The organism is Pseudonocardia sp. C8, assembly GCF_014267175.1.
Lineage (GTDB): Bacteria > Actinomycetota > Actinomycetes > Mycobacteriales > Pseudonocardiaceae > Pseudonocardia.
Window position 1 is genome coordinate 2025174 of record NZ_JACMTR010000002.1, and the last position, 20234, is coordinate 2045407.

A 20234-nucleotide genomic window follows, 5' to 3' on the forward strand; every position below is an offset into this window, starting at 1 on the left:
TGGGTGCTCACCAGCCGCGGTTGCGCATGCCGGCACCTCCCGTCCCCCGTCGAGCCGGAATCGTGGCTCTCTGCAACATCGCTGACCTCAGGGTACCCGTTCGGGTGATGAGTGGCGGTCAGGTTGTACGGTCCGTACCCGTTCGTCGGGCGCGTCACACTCCTTCTTGGGTGATCGTGTGATGGGGATACGCCGTCCGGGTGGCGCGACCGGGTTGCCGATCCTGGGCCTGCCCCGCCCGATGCTCGCCGTGTTCGCGGTGGTCGTGCTCGGCGCGGCCGCGCTGCTCGTCGGTGGGGCCACGACGCTCCCGCCCGACGGGACGACCGGGACGGCGCTGCTGGGCGCGCTGGGCCTGATCGCCCTCGGCGTGGTGCACACCGAGGCCGCCACCGGCATCGAGCGGGTCCGGCGGGGCGTGGCGGACTCGTCCTACTTCGACCTGTCCAGCGTGTGGACCTTCGCCGGTGCCCTGCTGGTTCCACCGGCCCTGGCCGGGGTGGTGGTGCTGGGTGTCTACGGGCACCTGTGGTGGCGGGTGTGGCGCCCGGCGGGGGCCCCGCTGTACCGGCACGTGTACACCACCGCGACGGTCGTGCTCGCCGCGTTCACCGCGGCGGCGCTCGTCGCGCCGGACCAGATCGCCGCCGCGGCCGGTGCCGGCCGCGGCAGCATGCTGGCGGGGTACGGCTGGCTGCTGGTGGCGATGGTCGTCTACGTCCTGGTCAACCAGGTGCTGGTGGCGGTGGCGCTGGCGCTGAGCTCCGGCCGGCGGTTCGCGTGGCGGGGCCTGCTCGGCGACGGCGACGACCACGTGCTGGAGGGCGCCACGCTCTGCCTGGCGGTGCTCGCCGCCCTGGCCGCCGTGCGCCAGCCCGCGCTGGTGCTGCTCGTGCTCCCGCCGCTGCTCCTGCTGCACCGTGCGGTGCTGATCCGCCAGCTGGAGGAGCGCGCCAACACCGACGCCAAGACCGGGCTGCTCACCGCGGCGGCCTGGCGGGGCCGGGCGCACCGGGCGCTGGCCCGCGCCCGGCGCCAGCGCGGAGCCGTGGCGGTGCTGATCCTCGACCTGGACCACTTCAAGTCCGTCAACGACGGCTACGGCCACCTGGCCGGTGACGAGGTCCTGTCCGCGGTGGCCGGCGCGCTGTCCGCCCAGGTGCGGGACGCCGACCCGGCCGGTCGGTTCGGCGGCGAGGAGTTCGTCGTGCTGCTGACCGGGCTCCCCGAGGGGGCACAGGGCCTGGAGCTCGCGCACGCGGCCGCCGAGCGGATCCGGCGGACCGTGCGGGAGCTCGTCGTGCAGGTCGAGGCCCCGGTCGGGCCGCTCACGATCACCGATCTGTCGGTGTCGGTCGGCGTCGCGCTGTCCGGGCTCGACGGTGACGTCCTCGACGAGCTCATGCAGGTCGCCGACTACGCGCTCTACGCGGCCAAGCGCGCCGGGCGCAACCGGGTGCGGCTGGGCCGGGCGGAGGCCGATCCGGGCGCGGAGGCCTGAGCTCCGCCGGCCCGGTGACGCTCTGCCGGGACCGGCGAGGTGCGGTCCGGGGGAGGGTCAGCCGGTCGCGGTCTCGGCGTCGCCGGTCTCCCGGAACGGGTGCGGCCCGATGCGCACGGCGTTCCGGCCGGCGCGCTTGGCCGCGTAGAGCGCCGAGTCGGCGACCTCGAGCAGCGCCGTGATCCCGCTGCCGTCCTCGGGGTACACGGCTCCGCCGATCGACACCGTGATGCCCGGGCGGTGGGGCCGGGCCGGGGCCCCCTCCGGCACCCCCGGGTCGTGGGTGCCCGCGTCCACCGGCTCCGCGGCGACCCGCCGCCGGAGCCGCTCGGCGATCTGCCGGAGCTCGTCGTGCCCGTCGTGGCCGTCGGGCCCGGCCAGCCGGGGGAGCAGCACGACGAACTCCTCGCCGCCGAACCGGCCGACGAGGTCGTGGTCGCGCAGCTCCTCGCGCAGCACCCGGGCGGTCGCGGCGAGCACCCGGTCGCCGTAGAGGTGCCCGTGCGTGTCGTTGATCTCCTTGAAGTGGTCCAGGTCGAGGATCAGCAGGGCCGCCCGGTGCCGGCCCCGCTCGGCCAGCTGCAGCGCCTGCGCGCCGCGCAGCTGCCAGGCGGCGTGGTTGAGCAGGCCGGTCTTGGCGTCGTGGTCGGCCTTCTCGCGCAGCTGCCGGACGAGGATCGTGCGGTGCAGGGCGATGATCGGCGGCATCGCCAGCAGCGCGACCGGGGGTCCGCCGGCGAGCAGCGCGCCCGCGGTGAGCGCCCCGAGGCAGAGCGTCGCCAGCTCCAGGGCGAGCTCGTCGCCGCCGAACAGGATCCGCATGATCGGGGTGTCGGGTGCGGTCATCGCCACCACGCCGAGCACCAGGCAGGTGTTCACGACGGTGTAGGTGAGCAGGGTGAGCAGCAGCGCCACGGCGCCGGGGAGGGTGCCGTAGAGCTCGCCGGGCCGGGTGGCGGCGAGCACCCCGGCCGCGGCGTGCACCGCGAGGACGACGGTGGCCGTGCTGTAGACCTCGCGGTACACCGGCCGCCGGTCCGGCGGGGGCACGGGGCGCAAGACGCGCAGGTACATGTGGGTGTAGACGACGACCACCACGAGCGCGCCCAGCACCGGTGGCAGCAGCAGCGCGGACGCGAACGTCCACACCGAGGTCAGGTTCACGTGGTGGGTCTCGGCGGTGTAGCGCCGGACGCGCTCGACCCCGGCGATGATCTCGGTGTGCGCGACTCCGGCCACCGTCAGGGTGGCCAGCAGCACGACCGTGTCCCCGTCGAGCCGCGGCACGTTCAGTGCCCCGGCGACGACGAGTGCCAGCGCGAGGAGCTCCACCGCGAGGACCGCGCCGAGCAGGCGGGGTGGGATCGACCACACGGGCCACCGGGTCACCTGGCGCAGGCGAACCGGGGGCGGGGCCATGCCGTCCCCCTTCCGGTCGTGCGCGGTGATGCGCCACCCGGCCCCGCAGGGAGCCCGGCCGCCGACGTACGGGACCGATCCTAGCCTGCGGCGTCGCGGTCCGTGATCGATGCCGCTCCGGGGCGGGGTCCCCGCTGCTCGGCCGGGCGGCCCGGTCACGCTGTGTGATCTCCGGCGCGAGAACGGCCGGTGCGTGAATGGGCAATGGTGTGCGCCCGATTGTCTGCCCGGCCGGGGTGGGTGATTATTCGTCCGGCGCCCGGCGGGAATGTTGTCCGGGCGCGGGTTCGGGCGCGGGGAAATCCCTTGCCCGACACATGCATGGCACACTATGTGTGCACCTGGACGTGCGGATGTCGTGCGATCGCGGAAAGGGGGAGCCATGCGCAACTGGGGGTGGTGAACGCGGCGGCGTACGACGCCGATTCGCATTCTCGGAGAGTCCTGACAACGATCTTCGAAAGGGGAGCTCGCGATGCGTAACTGGGGTTGGTGAGACAGGTGCGCCGCTGCGACGGCCTGCGGACCGCGGCGACGGCTCCGCCCCGGCGAGGGCGGGCCGTCCGCCGCGTCCGGCCGCTCCGCGGCGCCGATGCTCGTTCCGCCGGCGCTCCTCTCGGGTCGGCCCGGGTACCCGTCCGTAGAGTGGGACCGACGAGTCGATGCCGGACCGCCGCGGTGCTGAGTCGCCCGCGCGTGCGTCCGGCGGCGAGGAGGCAGCACGTGACGACGAACGGGGGGCTCGCCGGGATCCGGCGACCGGCCGACCTGCGCGCCCTGTGCACGGAGGAGCTGGCGTCGCTCGCGGCGGAGATCCGCGGCTTCCTGATCAGGGCGGTGTCGCGCACCGGTGGACACCTCGGGCCCAACCTGGGTGTGGTCGAGCTGACCCTCGCCCTGCACCGGGTCTTCGACTCGCCGCACGACACGCTGATCTGGGACACGGGCCACCAGGCGTACGTGCACAAGCTGCTCACGGGCCGGCAGGACGGCTGGGAGCGGCTGAAGAAGACCGGCGGGCTGTCCGGCTACCCGAGCCGGGCCGAGTCCGAGCACGACCACGTGGAGTCCAGCCACGCGTCGTCCTCGCTGTCCTGGGCGGACGGCATCGCGCGGGCGAACGCGCTGGCCGGCCGTGACCAGCACGTGGTCGCGGTGATCGGGGACGGGGCACTGACCGGGGGGATGGCCTGGGAGGCCCTCAACAACATCGCGTCCGGTGTCGACCGCAACCTGGTGATCGTGGTCAACGACAACGGGCGGTCGTACTCGCCGACGATCGGCGGGCTGGCCGACCGGCTCGCCTCGCTGCGGCTGCAGCCCGGCTACGAGCGGGTGCTCGAGGCCGGGAAGCGGACCGTGCGCGGCACCCCGGTCGTGGGGCCGGCCATCTACGCCGGCCTGCACGCGTTCAAGGCCGGGGTGAAGGACGCGCTGAGCCCGCAGGAGCTGTTCGCCGACCTGGGCCTGAAGTACTTCGGCCCGGTCGATGGCCACGACATCGCCCAGGTCGAGTCGGCGCTGCGCCGGGCGAAGCGGTTCGGCGGGCCGGTGATCGTGCACGCGGTGACCCGCAAGGGCAACGGCTACCCGCCGGCCGAGAACGACGAGGCCGAGCAGATGCACAGCCCGGCCGCGTTCGACCCGGAGACCGGGACGCCCACCGGGGAGCCGAAGACCGGGTGGACCGACGTGTTCGCCGAGGAGATCGTCGAGCTGGGCGAGCAGCGCGCCGATGTCGTCGCGATCACGGCGGCGATGCTCGGCCCGACCGGGCTGGCGCCGTTCGCCGCCGCTCACCCGGACCGGTGGATCGACGTCGGCATCGCCGAGCAGCACGCCCTGGCCACCGCGGCCGGGCTGTCCCGGGCCGGGATGCACCCGGTCGTCGCGCTGTACTCGACGTTCCTCAACCGCGGATTCGACCAGCTGCTGATGGACGTCGGCCTGCACGGCGAGCGGCTCACGCTGATGCTCGACCGCTCCGGGGTCACCGGCAGCGACGGGCCGTCGCACAACGGCATGTGGGACCTGTCGCTGCTGGGGATCGTGCCCGGCATGCGGGTCGCCGCCCCGCGCGACGAGGCGACGCTGCGCGAGGAGTTCCGCGAGGCCGTCGCGGTGACCGACGGGCCGACGGCGGTGCGCTACCCGAAGGGCTCGGTGATCGGCTCGGTGCCGGCGGTGCGCCGGCTCCCCGGGCGGGCCGGGGTCGACGTGCTGCACGAGCCGGGCGGGGACACCGCCGGGGACGCCCAGGTGCTGATGGTGTGCGTCGGCGCGTTCGGCGCGCTCGGTGTCGCCGCCGCGAAACGGCTCGCCGACCAGGGCGTGGGCGTCACCGTGGTGGACCCGCGCTGGGTGCTGCCGGTGCCGCGGGAGCTGCTCGCCCTCGCCGCCGACCACCAGCTCGTCGTGACCGTGTCCGACTGCGGCACGCACGGCGGCTTCGGCTCGGCGCTGTCCGACGCGTTGCGGGCGGCCGACGTCGACGTCCGCCAGCGGGACCTCGCCCTGCCGCAGGCCTACCTGGAGCACGGCAGCCGCGACGACGTCCTCGCCGCGGCCGGGCTGACCGAGCAGGACGTGGCCCGGCGGATCACCGAGTGGGCCGCCGCGGCGGCGCCCTCGGAGACCGGCGCCGGCGCGGAGGCCGAGCTCGACGCGGAACGGGCACGCTGATGCGCGTGATCGTCGTCGAGGACGAGCCGGCGATGGCCGACGCGGTCGCGCGCGGCCTGCGCCGGGACGGGATGGCCGTCGACGTCGCCTACGACGGCGACGAGGGTTCGGAGAAGCTCTCGGTCACCCGGTACGACGTCGCCGTCCTCGACCGCGACCTGCCCGGGCGCAGCGGCGACGAGCTGTGCGCGGAGCTGGTCGCGGCCGGCGGCACCACCCGGGTGCTGATGCTGACGGCGTCCGGCACGCTCGCCGACAAGGTCGACGGCCTGTCCCGGGGCGCCGACGACTACCTGGCCAAGCCGTTCGACTTCCCGGAGCTGGTGGCCCGGATCCGGGCGCTCGGCCGCCGCGCCACGCCCGCCGTGCCGCCGACCCTGGTGGCCGGTGACCTGGTGCTCGACCCGGCGCGGCGGACGGTCACGCGGGCCGGCCGGCCGGTCGAGCTGACCCGCAAGGAGTTCGGGGTGCTCGAGGTGCTGCTCGCCGCCGGCGGCGCGGTCGTCTCCAGCGAGGAGCTCCTGGAACGCGTGTGGGACGAGCACGCCGACCCGTTCACCACCACGGTGCGGGTCACCGTGATGACCCTGCGCAAGAAGCTCGGCGAACCCGGGTTGATCGACACGGTGGTCGGGGCGGGCTACCGGGTCCCCGACGCCCTCGCCGACGGCCCGCCCGGGACCGCGGCGGGCTGAGCCGTGCCGCGCCGCCGTCGCGGTCTCCGGCCGCGGCTGACCCTGCTGGCCACCGGGCTGGTCGCCGTGGTGGCGGCCCTGCTGCTGTGGCTGGGCTGGATGCTGGTCGGCGCGGCCGTCGCGGGGACCCCCGCGCTGCCCGGCACGGTCGTCGTGAACGGGGTGCCGGTGCCGGCCGAGACCGCCCGGGACGCGATCGCCGCGGCAGCCCGTGCGGAGGTGCTCCGGGCCGGGCTGATCGCGTTCCCGCTGGTCGTCGTGGCCGGGGCGGTGGCGGCGTGGGTGCTGGTCGGGCGGGTGCTGGACCCGCTGCGGCGGGTCGTCGACACCGCCTCTCGGCTGTCCGCGAGCTCGCTGGACGAGCGGGTCGCCCTCGCGTCCGCCCGGGGCGAGGTGGCCGAGCTGGCCGCGGCGTTCGACGCGATGCTCGACCGGCTGCAGGCCGCGTTCGACGCGCAGCGCCGCTTCGTCGCCAACGCCGGGCACGAGCTCCGGACCCCGCTCGCCGTGCTGCGCACCGAGATCGACGTGACCCTGCAGGACCCGGGCGCCGACGCGGCCGAGCTGCGCCGGATGGCCGAGGTCGTCCGGGACGCCGGCCGGCGCTGTGACGAGCTCGTCACCGGCCTGCTCCTGCTCGCCCGCACCGAGGCCTCGGGCCCGCTGGCCGGAGCCGACCGGGCGACCGTGGACCTGGGCACGGTCCTCGCCGCCGAGCTGGACGCGATCGCCCCGGATGCCGCGGCGCGGGCACTGGTGGTGCGGACCGACACGCGGCCGGTCGCCGTCGGCGGGGAGGAGGTGCTGCTGCGGCGGCTGGTGGCGAACCTCCTGGAGAACGCCGTGCGGCACAACCGTGACGGCGGCTGGATCGAGGTGGGGTGCGCCGGCACGCCGGACGGGTGGGTCGGGCTGCGGGTCGCCTCGTCCGGGCCGGAGCTGGGCCCGGGGCAGGTCGCGGAGCTGTTCGAGCCGTTCCGCCGGGGCCCGGTGGCCCGCACCGCGCACACCCGGGGGTCGGGCCTGGGCCTGTCGATCGTGCGGGCGGTCGCGACCGCGCACGGGGGAACCGTGGTGGGCGAGCCGGTGCCCGGTGGCGGGCTGGAGGTCCGGGTGACCCTGCCGGACGGGCGGGGCGCCGGCGAGCGTGGGGGAGACGTACCGGGCTCCGCGGGTGCGCCCGGCGGCGCCCGACGTGCGACGCAGGCCGTGCCCGGCGACCGGGAGCGCTGACCGGGTCAGCGGGTGTCGAGCACCGGCTCCAGCAGCGGGGCGAGCAGCTCGATCTGCCACGGCCGCGCCCCACCGGCGGCCAGCGCGCCGCGGACCTCGCCGTCGACCGGCGGCTCCCAGCACATCCGGCGCAGCAGGTCGGGCTGCAGCAGGTTCTCCACCGGCACGGTGTACTCCTCGGACACCTCCGCCAGCACCGCCCGGGCCCGGGTCAGCCGGTCGGCGGCCTCCGGGGCCCGGTCGGCCCAGCGGGACACCGGGGGCGGGCCGTCGGTGGGCGCGGACCCGCGGGGCAGCTCGGCCTCGGGCAGCTCCGCGGCGCGGCGCAGCGCGTCGAACCAGTACGCGGCCAGCCGTCGCTGGGAGCGCCCGCGGAACACCGGCAGCGCGGCCAGCGCCTCCGCCGAGGCCGGGTTCCGCACGGCGGCGTCGACGATCGCGGCGTCGGGCAGCACCCGGCCAGGCGCGATGTCCCGCTCGGCGGCCAGCGTGTCGCGGGCCTGCCACAGCTCCCGCACCGCCGCGAGTGGGCGGGGCCTGCGCACCTTGTGGATCCCCGACGTCCGCCGCCACGGCTCGGCCCGCGGCGCGGGCGGCGGCGCGGTGCGGACCGCCTCGAACTCCTGGCGGGCCCACTCGAGCTTGCCCTGGGCGTCGAGCAGACCGGTGAGGACGTCCCGCAGCTCGATCAGCACCTCGACGTCGAGCGCGGCGTAGACCAGCCAGTCCTCCGGGAGCGGCCGCCGGGACCAGTCGGCGGCGCCGTGGCCCTTCTCCAGGGACAGCCCGAGCAGGTTCTCGACCATCGGGCCGAGACCGACCCGGGGGAGCCCGGCGAGCCGCCCGGCGAGCTCGGTGTCGAACAGCGATGCGGGTCGCAGGTCCAGCTCGGCGAGGCAGGCAAGGTCCTGGGAGGCCGCGTGCAGCACCCATTCCGGTCCGTCGAGCGCGGCGGCGAGGGGAGCGAGGTCGCCGCGCAGGGCGATGGGGTCCACGAGTGCGGTGCCGGCGCCGGCCCGGCGCAGCTGCACCAGGTAGGCGCGCTGGGAGTAGCGGAAGCCGGAGGCGCGCTCGGCGTCCACGGCGACCGGACCGGTACCGGCGGCGACGGTCTCGGCGACCGCCACGAGGGCGGCCGGGGACTCGACGACCGGCGGGAGGCCGTCGGCGGGACTCAGCAGGGGAACCGGATCGGGTGAACCGTCCGGGGACGGATCACCGGGCGGCCGGAATCCCGTACCGCCTGTGGTCCGCGCTCCCTGGTTCAGCGAATGACCCCCGCACGCATCGCCAGCGCGACCATCTGGGCGCGGTCACCGGTGCCGAGCTTGCGCCCGATCCGGGAGAGGTGGCTCTTCACGGTCAGCGCCGAGAGGCTCAGCGCCTCACCGATCTCCTTGTTGGACTGGCCGTCCGCGACGAGCTGGAGCACCTCGACCTCGCGGGCGGAGAGCTCGCGCGGGGTGTTGTCGGTGCCTGGCACCCGGGATCCGGTGGCGAGCAGCGGCGCGACCGTCGGGTCAGCGTAGACGCCGCCGTCGAGCACCCGCTTGACCCCGTCGGTCACCACCGACGGCGAGGCCGACTTCAACAGGTACGCCTGGGCGCCGGCCTGGAAGGCCGACCGGACCGCGTACGGGTCGTCCGAGGACGCCAGCACGACCAGCCGGTTCCAGCCCAGCGAACGGAGCTCGCTGACCAGGTCCAGGCCGCTGCCGTCGGGCAGGGTGAGGTCGAGGATCGCGAGGTCGCACGGTCCGGACGCGTGTGCGCGGGCCCGGGCCTCGGTCACCGAGGCGGCCTCGTGGACGGTGCCCGCCCCCATCGAGCGGAGCCGGCCCGCGATCGCCTCCCGGAGCAGCGGGTGATCGTCCACGACGAGAACCGTGAACAGCTCCTCCCGCGGCTGCGGCACGATCCCCGGCGAGAGCACGGCTCCACCGATCGGAGCGCCACCGGCGGTGGAGCTGCCGGAACTCTGCGCCGGAACTTGCTGGCCAAGTACAGCCACGTCGTCAACCTTCCTGGAGTCGGTCGTCCGTCCCCGACCAACACCGGAACCCGAGGGACGGAGAGTGGCGCTCGGCCGCCCGGGTGGGTGCCATGCGGGAGATGGTATCCCTCCATGCGGCCTAACGTCCCGTGTGCAGTCGAACTTCTGGCATGGAAAGTTACATGGCTGTGGGTGCGGTCCCACCCGGACGGGTGACGTTTTCCCCCTCTGTGCCCTTGACCTGCGGGTATCAGCCGGGTGACCGGCTGAGAGGGACGGCGCCGACCGGCGGAAGGCCCGCCGCGGTCGCCACCAGGGCACCGAACGCGACGGCGTGTCGGGCAAGATCGGCGTCGCTCTCCGTAGGCGTCCAGGAGGCGCGCAGCTCGACGTCGTCCTCCCGCGGAGGGTCGTCGCCGTCCTCGCTCAGGCCGCCGAACCGGACCGACGACGTCTGGGTCACCGTCCCGCCCAGCGCGGTGTACCCGGCGCCGGCGTGCTCCAGCGCGTCGGTCAGCCAGGACCACCCGATCCGGGGCAGCATGTCGTCGCCGAGCTGGCCGGGCTCCAGGCGGGCCTGGACGAAGCAGACCAGGCGGAAGGTGCCCTGCCAGCGTTCCTGCCCGTCCGGGTCGTGCAGCAGGATCAGGCGTCCCGAGGTGTCCGGCTCGTCGAGGTCGTCGGTGCCGTCGCCGCGGTGCCCGATGTCGGCCTCGACGCTCGTCGCCCAGCTGAACGGGGCGAGCCGGGGCGGGGCCTCCAGCGGGCGCACCACGAGCTCCGGGCGCGGCGCCACCGACGCCAGCGACGACACGGCCCGGCGGAACGGCGGTGGTGAGGAGTTCGGGTCCGGCACGGCGGGGAACTCTAGGACGCCCCGGGCGGGCGACCTGGTAGGCGCGCCGGGCGCCTGCGCGCCGGCCGCGGCCGCGTGCGAGGATGAGCGGGTCATGACTGCAGGCACCGTCACCCCAGCGACCGACGTCCCGGCACGCCGTGCAGATGGGCGTTCCGCATCCGCTCCACGCCGCGACCTGAGCGGATCCCCGTTCCTGGACGCGGCGCACGGTCGCCGCCCGTCGCGGCTGCCGGTGTGGTTCATGCGCCAGGCCGGGCGGTCGCTGCCCGAGTACCGGGCCCTGCGGGCGGGCAACGGGATGCTCGAGGCCTGCCTGACCCCCGAGCTCACCTGCGAGATCACCCTGCAGCCGGTGCGACGGCACGGGGTCGACGCGGCGATCCTGTTCTCCGACATCGTGGTGCCGCTGTACCTGGCCGGTATCGGGGTCGACATCGTCGCGGGGACCGGGCCCGTCGTGGAGCACCCGGTGCGCACCGCGGCCGACGTCGAGGCGCTGCCCGAGCTGGAGCCGGGCCAGGCCGACCGGGTGGCGGAGGCGATCGCGCTGCTGCTGCCCGAGCTGGGGGGCACCCCGCTGATCGGGTTCGCCGGGGCGCCGTTCACGCTCGCGTCCTACCTCGTCGAGGGCGGCCCCAGCCGCAACCACGAGGTCACCAAGGCGATGATGCGCTCGCAGCCCGGCGTCTGGCACGCGCTGATGGCGAAGCTGTCCCGGCTCACCGGGGCCTTCCTGCAGCGCCAGGTCGCGGCCGGTGTCGACGCGGTCCAGCTGTTCGACTCGTGGGCAGGTGCCCTGTCCGAGCGGGACTACCGCGAGTTCGTGCTGCCGCACTCGTCGGCCGTGCTCTCCTCGCTCGCCGGGTCCGGGCTGCCCAGGATCCACTTCGGTGTCGGCACCGCCGAGCTGTACGGCGCGATGACCGAGGCCGGCGCGGACGTCATCGGCGTCGACTGGCGCACCCCGCTCGACGTCGCCGCCGCCCGGGCCGGGGGTGCGGTCCCGGTGCAGGGCAACCTCGACCCGGCGGTGCTGTTCGCCGGCCGCGACGCGATCGACGCCGAGGTCCGACGGATCGCCGCGGAGGGCACGCGGTGCCCGGGGCACGTGTTCAACCTGGGCCACGGCGTGCTGCCGCAGACCGACCCGGACGTCATCACCCGCACGGTCGAGGCGGTCCACGCCCAGCCGGTCGGGTGACCGCGCCGGTCTCCGTCGCCGTCGTCGGCGGCGGGATCTCCGGGCTCGCCGCGGCGCACCGGCTGCGCACCCTGCTCGGGGACTCCGCCGAGATCACCGTGCTCGAGCAGCGGGACCGGCTCGGCGGGGTGCTGCACACCGTCGACCTGGCCGGGGAGCCGTTCGACGTCGGCGCCGAGGCCTTCCTCGCCCGGCGGCCCGAGATGCCGGCGCTGCTCCGCGAGATCGGCCTGTCGGCATCGCTGACCCATCCGACCGCCGCGACGGCGACCCTGCGGGCCGGCGGGCGCACCGTCGGGCTGCCCCGCGGCACCCTGATGGGTGTCCCCGGGCGCGGCGCCGTGCTCGACGACGTGCTGTCCGAGGCCGGGCTGGCCGCCGTGGCCGGTGAGCCGTCGCGGCCGCTGCACTGGGAGCCGGGCACCGACACCGCGCTCGGCGGGCTGCTGCGCGCCCGGTTCGGGCCGGAGGTGGTCGACCGGATCGCCGACCCGCTGCTCGGCGGGGTGTACGCCGGGCGGGTCGACGCGCTGGGCCTGCGGGCGACCGTCCCCGCGCTGGCCGCCGCGCTGGACGCGGGCGCGCCGTCGCTGACCGACGCCGCCTCGGCCGCGATGGCGGCGAGCGGGCAGCAGGCGGGGACGCTGGCCGCAGGCCCTGCGGACCCGTCCGCGGCGGGTTCCCCGGAATCGCCGCCCCCCGGTCCCGGCCCGGTGTTCGGTGCCGTGCGCGGCGGCTACCGCGAGGTGATCGCCGCGCTGGTCGCGGCGTCGTCGGCGCACGTGCACACCGGTGTGACGGTGCGGGCGCTGAACCGGCGCGACACCGGCTGGCGGCTCGTCCTCGGCCCGGTGCCCGAGCCGGAGGTCCTCGACGTCGACGCCGTCGTCCTCGCCGTCCCCGCGCCGGCCCTGCGCCGCCTGCTGCAACCCGTCGTGCCGCGCGCCGCGGCCGCCGCGGGCCGCGTCGAGCTCGCCTCCTCCGCGGTGGTGGCGCTGGCCTACCGGGCCTCCGACGTCCCGGGTCTGCCGGGCACCAGCGGCTGCCTGGTCGGGGCCGGCGAGCCGCTCTCGGTCAAGGGCGTCACGCACGCGTCGACGAAGTGGGCGCACCTCGGCGCGGACGGCCTGGTCCGGATCCGCGCCTCGATCGGCCGGCACGGCGAGGAGGCGTCCCTGCAGGTCGACGACGCCGAGCTCGTCGCCCGCACCCGCGCCGACCTGCGCACGCTCGACGGGATCGACGCGGTGCCGATCGCCGCCCACGTGCAGCGCTGGGGCGGTGGCCTGCCCCAGTACGGCGTCGGGCACGGCGAGACGGTCGCCGCGCTCGAGGCGGCGGTGGCGGCGGAGCCGGGTCTGGCGGTGGCCGGGGCGATGCTGCACGGCGTCGGCGTCCCGGCCTGCGTGGGCACCGCCCGCGCCGCGGCCGAACGTCTGGTGGCGGCGCTCCCGGCGCACGGCTGAGCTCACCCTGCGCCGCAGGGTGAGCCGGCGCCCCGTGCGCGGCGACGCGGGCCGGCGCGCCCCGGTCGATCAGCACTGGGTTGATCAGCACGTTGCCGCCCGTTCGCGGGCGGAAACGCGCATCTCGAGGGTCGCGGGCCGGTCGGTCAGCGCGGCTCGGGGAACGCCCTCGGCCCGACATAGGGTCCCCTCACCGGCGGCGTAGCATGCCGGGCATGGCCCGCGTGGACGTCAAAGCGATCAACGAGACCATCCGCTACACCATGTGGTCGGTGTTCCGGATCGAACCCGGGAAGCTGGGCGACGACCGGGCCGAGGCGGGGCGCCAGGCGAGCGAGTACCTGGACTCGCTGGCCCACAAGGACGTCACCGTCCGCGGGGTGTACGACCTCGCCGGGCTCCGGCACGACGCCGACTACATGATCTGGTGGCACGCCTCGGAGATCGAGTCGCTGCAGGCCGCCTACGCCGACCTGCGCCGCACCACCGCGCTCGGCCGCGCGTCGGTGCCGGTGTGGAGCCAGACCGCGCTGCACCGGCCCGCGGAGTTCAACAAGAGCCACGTGCCGGCGTTCATGGCGGGCGAGGACCCCAAGCGCTACATCTGCGTCTACCCGTTCGTCCGGTCCTACGAGTGGTACCTCCTGCCGGACGACGAGCGCCGCAAGATGCTCGCCGACCACGGCATGGAGGCGCGGGACTACCCGGACGTCCGCGCCAACACCGTGCCGGCGTTCGCGCTCGGCGACTACGAGTGGATCCTCGCGTTCGAGGCCGACGAGCTCCACCGGATCGTCGACCTCATGCGGCACCTGCGTGGCACGGAGGCCCGCCGGCACGTCCGTGAGGAGATCCCGTTCTTCACCGGCCCGCGGGTCGAGGTCGGTGACCTGGTCGCCTCCCTGCCCTGAGCGGGCCCGCGGTCACTCGCTCGGCTCCAGCGTGAGCGACACCGAGTTGATGCAGTAACGCAGGTCGGTCGGAGTGCCGTAGCCCTCCCCGGCGAACACGTGCCCGAGGTGGCTGTGGCAGGTCGCGCAGAGCACCTCGGTGCGCGTCATGCCCAGGCTGGTGTCGGTGCGCTCGACGACCGCGTCCCCGGCCAGCGGGGTGAAGAACGACGGCCACCCGCAGTGCGACTCGAACTTCGTGTCGCTGCGGAACAGCTCCGCCCCGCACGCCCGGCAGCGGTACACACCGGTGCGCTTCTCGTCGGTGTACTCCCCGGTGAACGGCCGCTCGGTCCCGGCCTCGCGGAGCACGTGGTACTCGGCCGGGCTGAGCTGCGCCCGCCACTCCTCGTCGGACTTGACGACCTTCGGCGCGGGCTCGCCGGTGTCACGGCTGATCGGACCCATGCGTCCACGCTAACCCGTTGGGGCCCGAGGCGCCCCGGCGGTAGGTTCGCGCGGTGGCCAGCCGTGACGTCGTGATGTTGCAGGTCCCCGGGCCGGACGGGACCCGGGAGGTCCGGCTGACCAGCCCGGACAAGGTGGCGTTCCCGAAGCTCGGGATCACCAAGCGGGAAGTGGTCGAGTACTACCTGGCCGTCGGCGAGCCGATGACCCGCGCGTGCAGGGACCGTCCCACCAACCTCAAACGGTTCAACGACGGCGCCGAAGGTGACCCGTTCTTCGTCAAGCGGGTGCCCAAGGGCGCACCGGACTGGGTGCGCACCTGCACGGTGACCTTCCCCAGCGGGCGGACGGCCGAGTCGGTGTCGATCACCGAGCCGGCGACGATCGCGTGGGCGGCGAACCTCAACACGCTCGACTTCCACCCGTGGCCGGTCCGCTGCCCCGACACCGACCACCCCGACCAGCTGCGCATCGACCTGGACCCGCAGCCGGGCACCGACTTCGCCGACGCCGCCGCCGTCGCCGCCGTGCTGCGCGAGGTGCTCGACGAGGCCGGGCTCACCGGCTGGCCGAAGACCTCCGGTGGACGCGGGCTGCACGTATTCGCACCCATCCGCCCGGAGTGGGACTTCATCGAGGTCCGCCGCGCGGTGATCGCGATCGCCCGGCGGGTGGCGCGCCGCATCCCGGACCGGGCCACCGTGGACTGGTGGAAGGAGGAGCGCGGCGAGCGCGTCTTCCTCGACTTCAACCAGGCCGCGCGGGACCGCACCATCGCCTCCGCGTGGTCGGTGCGCGGGCTGCCGGACGCCACCGTCTCCATGCCGCTGACCTGGGACGCCGTCGGCGAGACCGACCCGGCCGAGTTCACCCTGCGGACCGTCCCGGACCTGCTGGAGCGGTACGGCGACCCGCACGAGCACATGGACGAGCACCCGGGCGGGTGCGAGACCGCCCTGGAGTGGTTCGCCGAGGACGAGGCGGAGCTGGGTGTCGCCGAGATGCCCTACCCACCCGAGTACCCGAAGATGCCCGGCGAGCCGATGCGGGTGCAGCCGAGCCGGGCACGGGGCGGCGGTCGTACGAACGGGTGACAGAGGATGCGGGAACGGTAAGGTCCACCTAAGTTGAGGGACGCCCGCTCCCGGGGGTTCCCGGACCCCCGGGAGGGGTCCAGACCCCGGCTCACGCCTGGCCGGCGCCCCGCTCGCGGGCCCGCTTGCGCCGCTTCCCCTCGTGCATCGCCTGCACCCGGGGGACCGGGATGTTCCGTCCCTCGGTCACGACCTCGGGCGGCACCGTGCCCGGGGCCGGGCGCAGCTCCCGCCACGGGTCGGTGTCGCCGAGCAGCCGGGCCGCGGTCGTCACCGTGAAGTCGGCCGGGGTCACGGCGCCGAGGTCGTCCCAGGCGACCGGGAACGACACGGGCAGGCCCGGCCGGGCCCGCGGGCTGTAGGCCGCGACCAGGGTGGCCCCACCGGCCCGGGTCGGGTCGAGGAACACCCGGCCGCCGCGGTCGTCCTTGATGAACGCGGTCGTCGCCACGTCGGGTCCGAGGGCCGCGGCGCGGGCGCACACCGCGCGGGTGGCCGCGAACGCGTCGTCGATGCCCAGCGCCGACGCCAGCGGCACGACCAGGTGCAGGCCCTTCGCCCCGCTGGTCTTGACCGCCGCGTCCAGCCCGAGGTCGGTCAGCGCCGCGCGGACGAGCCGGGCCGCGGCGACCACCTGGACGAACGCGCCGTCGGGCGGCGGGTCGAGGTCGACGACGAGCTCGTCGGCCGTCGGCACCTCGAACGGCACCAGTGTCGGGTGGAACTCGATCGCCCGCTGGTTGCCGAACCACAGCAGGGTCCGGCGGTCGGTGCACAGCGGGTAGTGCACGGTGCGCTGCGAGGTCTGCGCCCACACCGGGATCGTCGGGATCCAGTCGGGCGCCCCGCGCGGCAGGTTCTTCTGCACGAACGGCGCCTGCCCCGGCCGGGCCCGCACCACCGACAGCGCGCGGCCGGCGAGCCCGGGCAGGATCCGTCCGGCGAACGCGTCGAGATGGTCGACCAGCGCCCGCTTGGTGACGCCGGCGCCGTCGAAGGCCTCCCCGTCGAGGTTGGTGAGCTCGACACCGTCGCGGACCTCGTCCACGCCGCGGCGGGCCGTCACGAGGCGTCCCCGGGCGGGAGGAGCACGACGGCCCCGCAACCCGGGTGCGGGTTGCGGGGCGGCATCGCGGCGGCGGGCCGGGCGGTCAGCCGATGAATCCCTTCTCGGTCAGCCAGTCGCGCGCCACCTGGCGCGGGTCCTGGCCCTCGGAGGAGACCTTCCCGTTGAGGCCCAGCATGGTGTTGTAGTCCAGGGCGCTCGAGATCGGCGCCATGACCTGCCGGATCGCCTGGTTCTGGTTGTAGGTCTCCTCGCGGACGATCGGCGCCGCGTTGTAGGTGACGTGGTACTTCTTGTCGTCCTCGAGCACCTTCAGCTGCAGGCCGGGGATCCGGCCGTCGGTGGTGAAGACCAGGCCGAACATGCAGTCACCGTTCTGGGTGGCCTGGTAGATGACGCCGGTCTGGAGGACCTGCAGGCGGTCCCCGCCGACCTGGAACCCGTAGGCCTGCTGCAGGCCGCGGAGCCCGTCGTCGCGGGAGTTGTACTCGGTCTCCACGCACACCCGGCCCGGCTTGCCGGACTTGATGTAGGCGGCCATGTCGGAGAGCGTGTTCAGGTTCTCCTGCTGCGCCTTCTGGCCGTTGACGGCGAACGCGTAGGTGTTGTTGAAGTTCGCCTTGTCGAGCCACACGAGCTTGTTCTGCTGCAGGTCGCGCTCGGAGACGAGCCGGTAGAGCTCGTTGTCGTCCGGGATGCGGCGGGTCTCCTTGAAGAACGAGGCCCACGCGGTGCCGGTGTAGTCCCAGTAGATGTTGATGTCACCGGAGAGCAGGGCCTGCCGGGCGACGTCGGTCCCGCCGAGGTTGCACCGTTCGGTGACGTTCCCGCCGACCGACTCGAGGGCCGCGACGGTGATGTGGCAGAGCACCAGCTGCTCGTCGAAGTTCTTGCCGCCGACGGTGTAGTTGACACCCTCCAGGTTGCCGGCCTCGGCCAGCGAGCCGCCGGAGGCCGCGGGGCCGCCGCCCTCGAGCCCACCACAGCCGGCGAGGGCCAGCGCGGCGGCCGCGGCCACCGCTGTCAGGGCGAGGCGCCGGGATCGTCCGAATCTCACGTGTCCTCCAGGGAGTGCGTACAGCGGGACGTCGGGGGGAGGTGGTCAGCCGGAGCTGCGGCGGACCGCGTACTCGGCGAGACCGGCGAGCCAGTCCACGACGAGGGCGAGCGCGGCGACGATGGCCGCCGCCACGAGGGTTCCGGTGGGGCGGCCGAGCTCGAGCATGCCCTTGATCGGCAGGCCGAGGCCGCCGGCGCCGATGAACGTCGCCAGCGCGGCGGTGCCGACGTTGAGCACGAGCGCGACCCGGACGCCCGCGACCATGACCGGGGTCGCCAGCGGCAGCTCCACCTGGAACAGGGTCTGCCGCGCGGACATGCCGATCCCGCGGGCCGCCTCGATCAGCGCCCGGTCGACCTGCTGCAGGCCGACGACGGTGTTGGTCAGCACCGGCAGCAGCGCGGCCAGCGCGAGCGAGACGACGGCCGTGGGCAGCCCGAGCCCGAGCGGCGAGAACGCGAGCAGGACGATCACGCCGAACGGGGGCAGCGCCTGCATGAAGCCGCCGAAGGCGAGGATCGGGCGCCGGATCCGGCCGGCGGCGGGCCTGCTGAGCGCGATCCCGGCCGGGATCGCGATCACGATGACGACGAGGGTGGACAGTCCGGTGAGGACCAGGTGCTCGAGGAGGCGGGTGAGCAGCGCGCCCGGGTTGATGACCGACCGCTCGACCTCGTCGAGGCCCTCGGCGGCCGCGTAGGCGAAGACCAGCGCGAGCCCGGCGACCGCGATGATCGGGTTGACGATCAGGGCCTTGTCGATCTTCTGGCGGGGACGGCGCGCCGCGGCCCCACCCTGCGGGGCGCCGGCCTTCTCCCGCGTCGGGGCGCTCATCGGTGCGCCTTGGTCTTCAGGCCCTCGACGAGGTCCTTCCACCAGAGCGCGCCCTGCAGCTTCTGCTGCTCGTCGACCACCGCGACGATCTCGGTCTGGGCGTCGAGCATGACGTCGACGGCGTCGTACACGGTGCCCGACTGCGGCACGGTGACCAGCTTCGGCAGCGCCTCGGTGCCCGGCAGGTACGCCCACCGCACCGGCCGGCCCTCGGCGTCGACCTCGTAGGTGGGCGAGCCGTTGCGCGCTCCGGAACCGTCGAGGCCCACCGGATGGAGCTCGAGGTGGGACAGCTCCAGCAGCGACAGCCGCCGGACCGCCGCGCCGGAGCCGACGAACTCGGCGACGAACTCGTTCGCCGGGTGGGTGAGGACCTCGTCCGGGGTGGCGTACTGCTGCAGCGTCCCGCCCGGCCCGAAGACGGCGATCCGGTCGCCGAGCTTCACCGCCTCGGACAGGTCGTGGGTGACGAAGCAGATCGTCTTGGCGATCTGCTGCTGCAGCACCAGGAACTCGTCCTGGAGGCGGTCGCGGGTGATCGGGTCGATGGCGCCGAACGGCTCGTCCATCAGCATCACCGACGGGTCCGCGGCCAGCCCGCGGGCGACCCCGATCCGCTGCTGCTGGCCGCCGGAGAGCTGGCGCGGGTACCGGTCGCGGTAGTCCTTGGGTTCCAGGCCGACCAGGTGCAGCAGCTCGTCCACCCGGGCCGAGATCCGCTTGCGGTCCCAGCCGAGGATCTTCGGGACGACGGCGATGTTGTCGGCGATCGTGAAGTGCGGGAAGAGCCCGACCTGCTGGATGACGTATCCGATCCGGCGGCGCAGCTCGTCGGCGTTGACCTTCGTGACGTCCTCGCCGTCGAGCAGGATCCGGCCGCTGGTCGGCTCGATCAGCCGGTTCAGCATCTTCAGCGTGGTCGTCTTGCCGCAGCCGGACGGGCCGATGAACATCGAGATCGTGCCCTCGGGGACCTCCAGGTCGAGCTCCTGGACCGCCGGGACGGTGGCCTTCGGGTAGGTCTTCGTGATGCCCTCCAGGGCGATCATGACCTTGCCGGTGCCGGAGTCAGACACGGATCCCCCTCGGGGTGGTGACACGCTGCACGACCCAGAACACGAGCTCGTAGACGGCAGCCACGACGAGGCAGCCGAGCGTGGCCGCCAGTACCTGGTTGAACGAGTTGACCGACCCGAGGCGGGCCAGGCCCTGGAACAGCTGCGAGCCGAAGCCGGGGCCGTCGATGACGCCGGCGACGACCGCGATCCCGACGATGATCAGGACCGCCACCCGGATGCCGGAGAGCACGACCGGCCAGGCCAGCGGGAGCTGGATGGTGAACATCCGGCGGACCGGGCCCATGCCCATGCCCCGCGCCGATTCCAGAACCGCGTCGTCGACCGAGGACAGGCCGGCCACGACGTTCCGCAGGACCGGGTAGATCGCGTAGATGGTGAGCACGGTGATCGACGGCGTCGCCCCGAGTCCCAGCAGGGGCTGCAGCAGACCGAACAGCGCCAGGGACGGGATGGTCAGGGCCGCCGAGGCCGCGATCAGCAGGCCCTCCTGCGACCCGATTCGCAACGGCTTGCTCCAGGACTCCGGGGTCAGCCGGTTCGTGTGCAGCAGCATGCCCGCCACGAGCGCGATGACAGCGGCGATTCCGACCGCAAAGGCGACCAGCAGAAAGTGCTGCTGGCCGTAGAACACCAGCTGGTCCAGTTCCTTCCCGACATAGGTGAAGAAGTCCACCCGTACTCCTTCCGCCTGGTC

18 protein-coding genes are annotated in these 20234 nt (G+C 74.4%); 8 read left to right on the forward strand and 10 right to left on the reverse strand.

The features are described 5' to 3' along the window. Positions 1 to 181: 181 nt before the first annotated feature. A complete protein-coding gene (locus H7X46_RS10115) occupies positions 182 to 1501 on the forward strand; it encodes a GGDEF domain-containing protein (protein ID WP_186359162.1) in 1320 nt (439 codons plus the stop codon). Between the two features lie 57 nt (positions 1502 to 1558). Here H7X46_RS10115 and H7X46_RS30590 read toward each other — a convergent pair whose 3' ends face one another. Next, a complete protein-coding gene (locus H7X46_RS30590) occupies positions 1559 to 2890 on the reverse strand; it encodes a GGDEF domain-containing protein (protein WP_186359163.1) in 1332 nt (443 codons plus the stop codon). Between the two features lie 753 nt (positions 2891 to 3643). Between H7X46_RS30590 and dxs the strand changes: the two genes are divergently transcribed. Genes dxs through H7X46_RS10135 form a run of 3 tightly spaced genes read left to right on the forward strand, consistent with a single transcriptional unit; the run spans position 3644 to position 7530 of the window. Then, positions 3644 to 5602, forward strand: coding sequence for a 1-deoxy-D-xylulose-5-phosphate synthase (dxs, locus tag H7X46_RS10125; RefSeq protein WP_186359164.1), 1959 nt, complete (start codon positions 3644 to 3646; stop codon positions 5600 to 5602). Further along, on the forward strand, positions 5602 to 6297 hold the full coding sequence (locus H7X46_RS10130) for a response regulator transcription factor (protein WP_186359165.1): 696 nt from the start codon (positions 5602 to 5604) through the stop codon (positions 6295 to 6297). Before dxs ends, H7X46_RS10130 begins: the two co-directional genes overlap by 1 nt. A gap of 3 nt (positions 6298 to 6300) precedes the next feature. Then, positions 6301 to 7530: a sensor histidine kinase gene (locus H7X46_RS10135; RefSeq protein WP_370588688.1), complete on the forward strand. Its 1230-nt coding sequence runs from the start codon at positions 6301 to 6303 to the stop codon at positions 7528 to 7530. Positions 7531 to 7535: 5 nt separating this feature from the next. Here the strand turns inward: H7X46_RS10135 and H7X46_RS10140 are convergent, their stop codons facing one another. The 3 genes from H7X46_RS10140 to H7X46_RS10150 all read right to left on the reverse strand — a co-directional run bounded on the left by H7X46_RS10140 (position 7536) and on the right by H7X46_RS10150 (position 10379). Next, positions 7536 to 8711: a ribonuclease D gene (locus tag H7X46_RS10140; RefSeq protein WP_255426478.1), complete on the reverse strand. Its 1176-nt coding sequence runs from the start codon at positions 8709 to 8711 to the stop codon at positions 7536 to 7538. Between the two features lie 83 nt (positions 8712 to 8794). Then, positions 8795 to 9463 carry a response regulator gene (locus H7X46_RS10145; RefSeq protein WP_370588689.1) on the reverse strand — a complete coding sequence of 223 codons (669 nt, stop codon included), beginning with the start codon at positions 9461 to 9463 and terminating at the stop codon, positions 8795 to 8797. 310 nt (positions 9464 to 9773) lie between these two features. Further along, positions 9774 to 10379, reverse strand: a complete 606-nt coding sequence (locus H7X46_RS10150) for a DUF3000 domain-containing protein (protein ID WP_186359166.1) — start codon at positions 10377 to 10379, stop codon at positions 9774 to 9776. Between the two features lie 94 nt (positions 10380 to 10473). On the opposite strand from H7X46_RS10150, the gene hemE reads away from it, so the two are divergent. The 3 genes from hemE to hemQ all read left to right on the forward strand — a co-directional run bounded on the left by hemE (position 10474) and on the right by hemQ (position 13960). Further along, entirely contained in the window at positions 10474 to 11583 is a 1110-nt protein-coding gene (gene hemE, locus H7X46_RS10155; protein WP_255426113.1) for a uroporphyrinogen decarboxylase, read from the forward strand. Next, positions 11580 to 13049: a protoporphyrinogen oxidase gene (gene hemG, locus H7X46_RS10160; RefSeq protein WP_186359167.1), complete on the forward strand. Its 1470-nt coding sequence runs from the start codon at positions 11580 to 11582 to the stop codon at positions 13047 to 13049. The genes hemE and hemG overlap by 4 nt, the downstream gene beginning before the upstream one ends. A 215-nt stretch (positions 13050 to 13264) precedes the next feature. Further along, positions 13265 to 13960 (forward strand): hydrogen peroxide-dependent heme synthase, encoded by a 696-nt coding sequence (hemQ, locus tag H7X46_RS10165; protein ID WP_186359168.1) that lies wholly within the window; start codon positions 13265 to 13267, stop codon positions 13958 to 13960. A gap of 12 nt (positions 13961 to 13972) precedes the next feature. On the opposite strand, the gene msrB is transcribed toward hemQ, so the two are convergent. Next, a complete protein-coding gene (msrB, locus tag H7X46_RS10170) occupies positions 13973 to 14407 on the reverse strand; it encodes a peptide-methionine (R)-S-oxide reductase MsrB (protein WP_186359169.1) in 435 nt (144 codons plus the stop codon). Positions 14408 to 14481: 74 nt separating this feature from the next. Between msrB and ligD the strand changes: the two genes are divergently transcribed. Continuing rightward, the gene (ligD, locus tag H7X46_RS10175) at positions 14482 to 15501 is read left to right on the forward strand and encodes a non-homologous end-joining DNA ligase (RefSeq protein WP_186362570.1); all 1020 of its coding nucleotides are present in this window, start codon (positions 14482 to 14484) and stop codon (positions 15499 to 15501) included. 91 nt (positions 15502 to 15592) lie between these two features. Here the strand turns inward: ligD and H7X46_RS10180 are convergent, their stop codons facing one another. From H7X46_RS10180 to H7X46_RS10200, 5 genes are all read right to left on the reverse strand, one after another. Further along, positions 15593 to 16567: a DNA polymerase domain-containing protein gene (locus H7X46_RS10180; protein WP_370588690.1), complete on the reverse strand. Its 975-nt coding sequence runs from the start codon at positions 16565 to 16567 to the stop codon at positions 15593 to 15595. Between the two features lie 85 nt (positions 16568 to 16652). Further along, positions 16653 to 17624 carry a glycine betaine ABC transporter substrate-binding protein gene (locus tag H7X46_RS10185; protein ID WP_370588691.1) on the reverse strand — a complete coding sequence of 324 codons (972 nt, stop codon included), beginning with the start codon at positions 17622 to 17624 and terminating at the stop codon, positions 16653 to 16655. A gap of 45 nt (positions 17625 to 17669) precedes the next feature. Continuing rightward, positions 17670 to 18461 (reverse strand): ABC transporter permease, encoded by a 792-nt coding sequence (locus tag H7X46_RS10190; RefSeq protein WP_186359170.1) that lies wholly within the window; start codon positions 18459 to 18461, stop codon positions 17670 to 17672. Further along, entirely contained in the window at positions 18458 to 19537 is a 1080-nt protein-coding gene (locus H7X46_RS10195) for an ABC transporter ATP-binding protein (protein WP_370588692.1), read from the reverse strand. The genes H7X46_RS10190 and H7X46_RS10195 overlap by 4 nt, the downstream gene beginning before the upstream one ends. After that, the gene (locus H7X46_RS10200) at positions 19530 to 20213 is read right to left on the reverse strand and encodes an ABC transporter permease (protein WP_186359171.1); all 684 of its coding nucleotides are present in this window, start codon (positions 20211 to 20213) and stop codon (positions 19530 to 19532) included. Before H7X46_RS10200 ends, H7X46_RS10195 begins: the two co-directional genes overlap by 8 nt. Between the last annotated feature and the right edge of the window lie 21 nt (positions 20214 to 20234).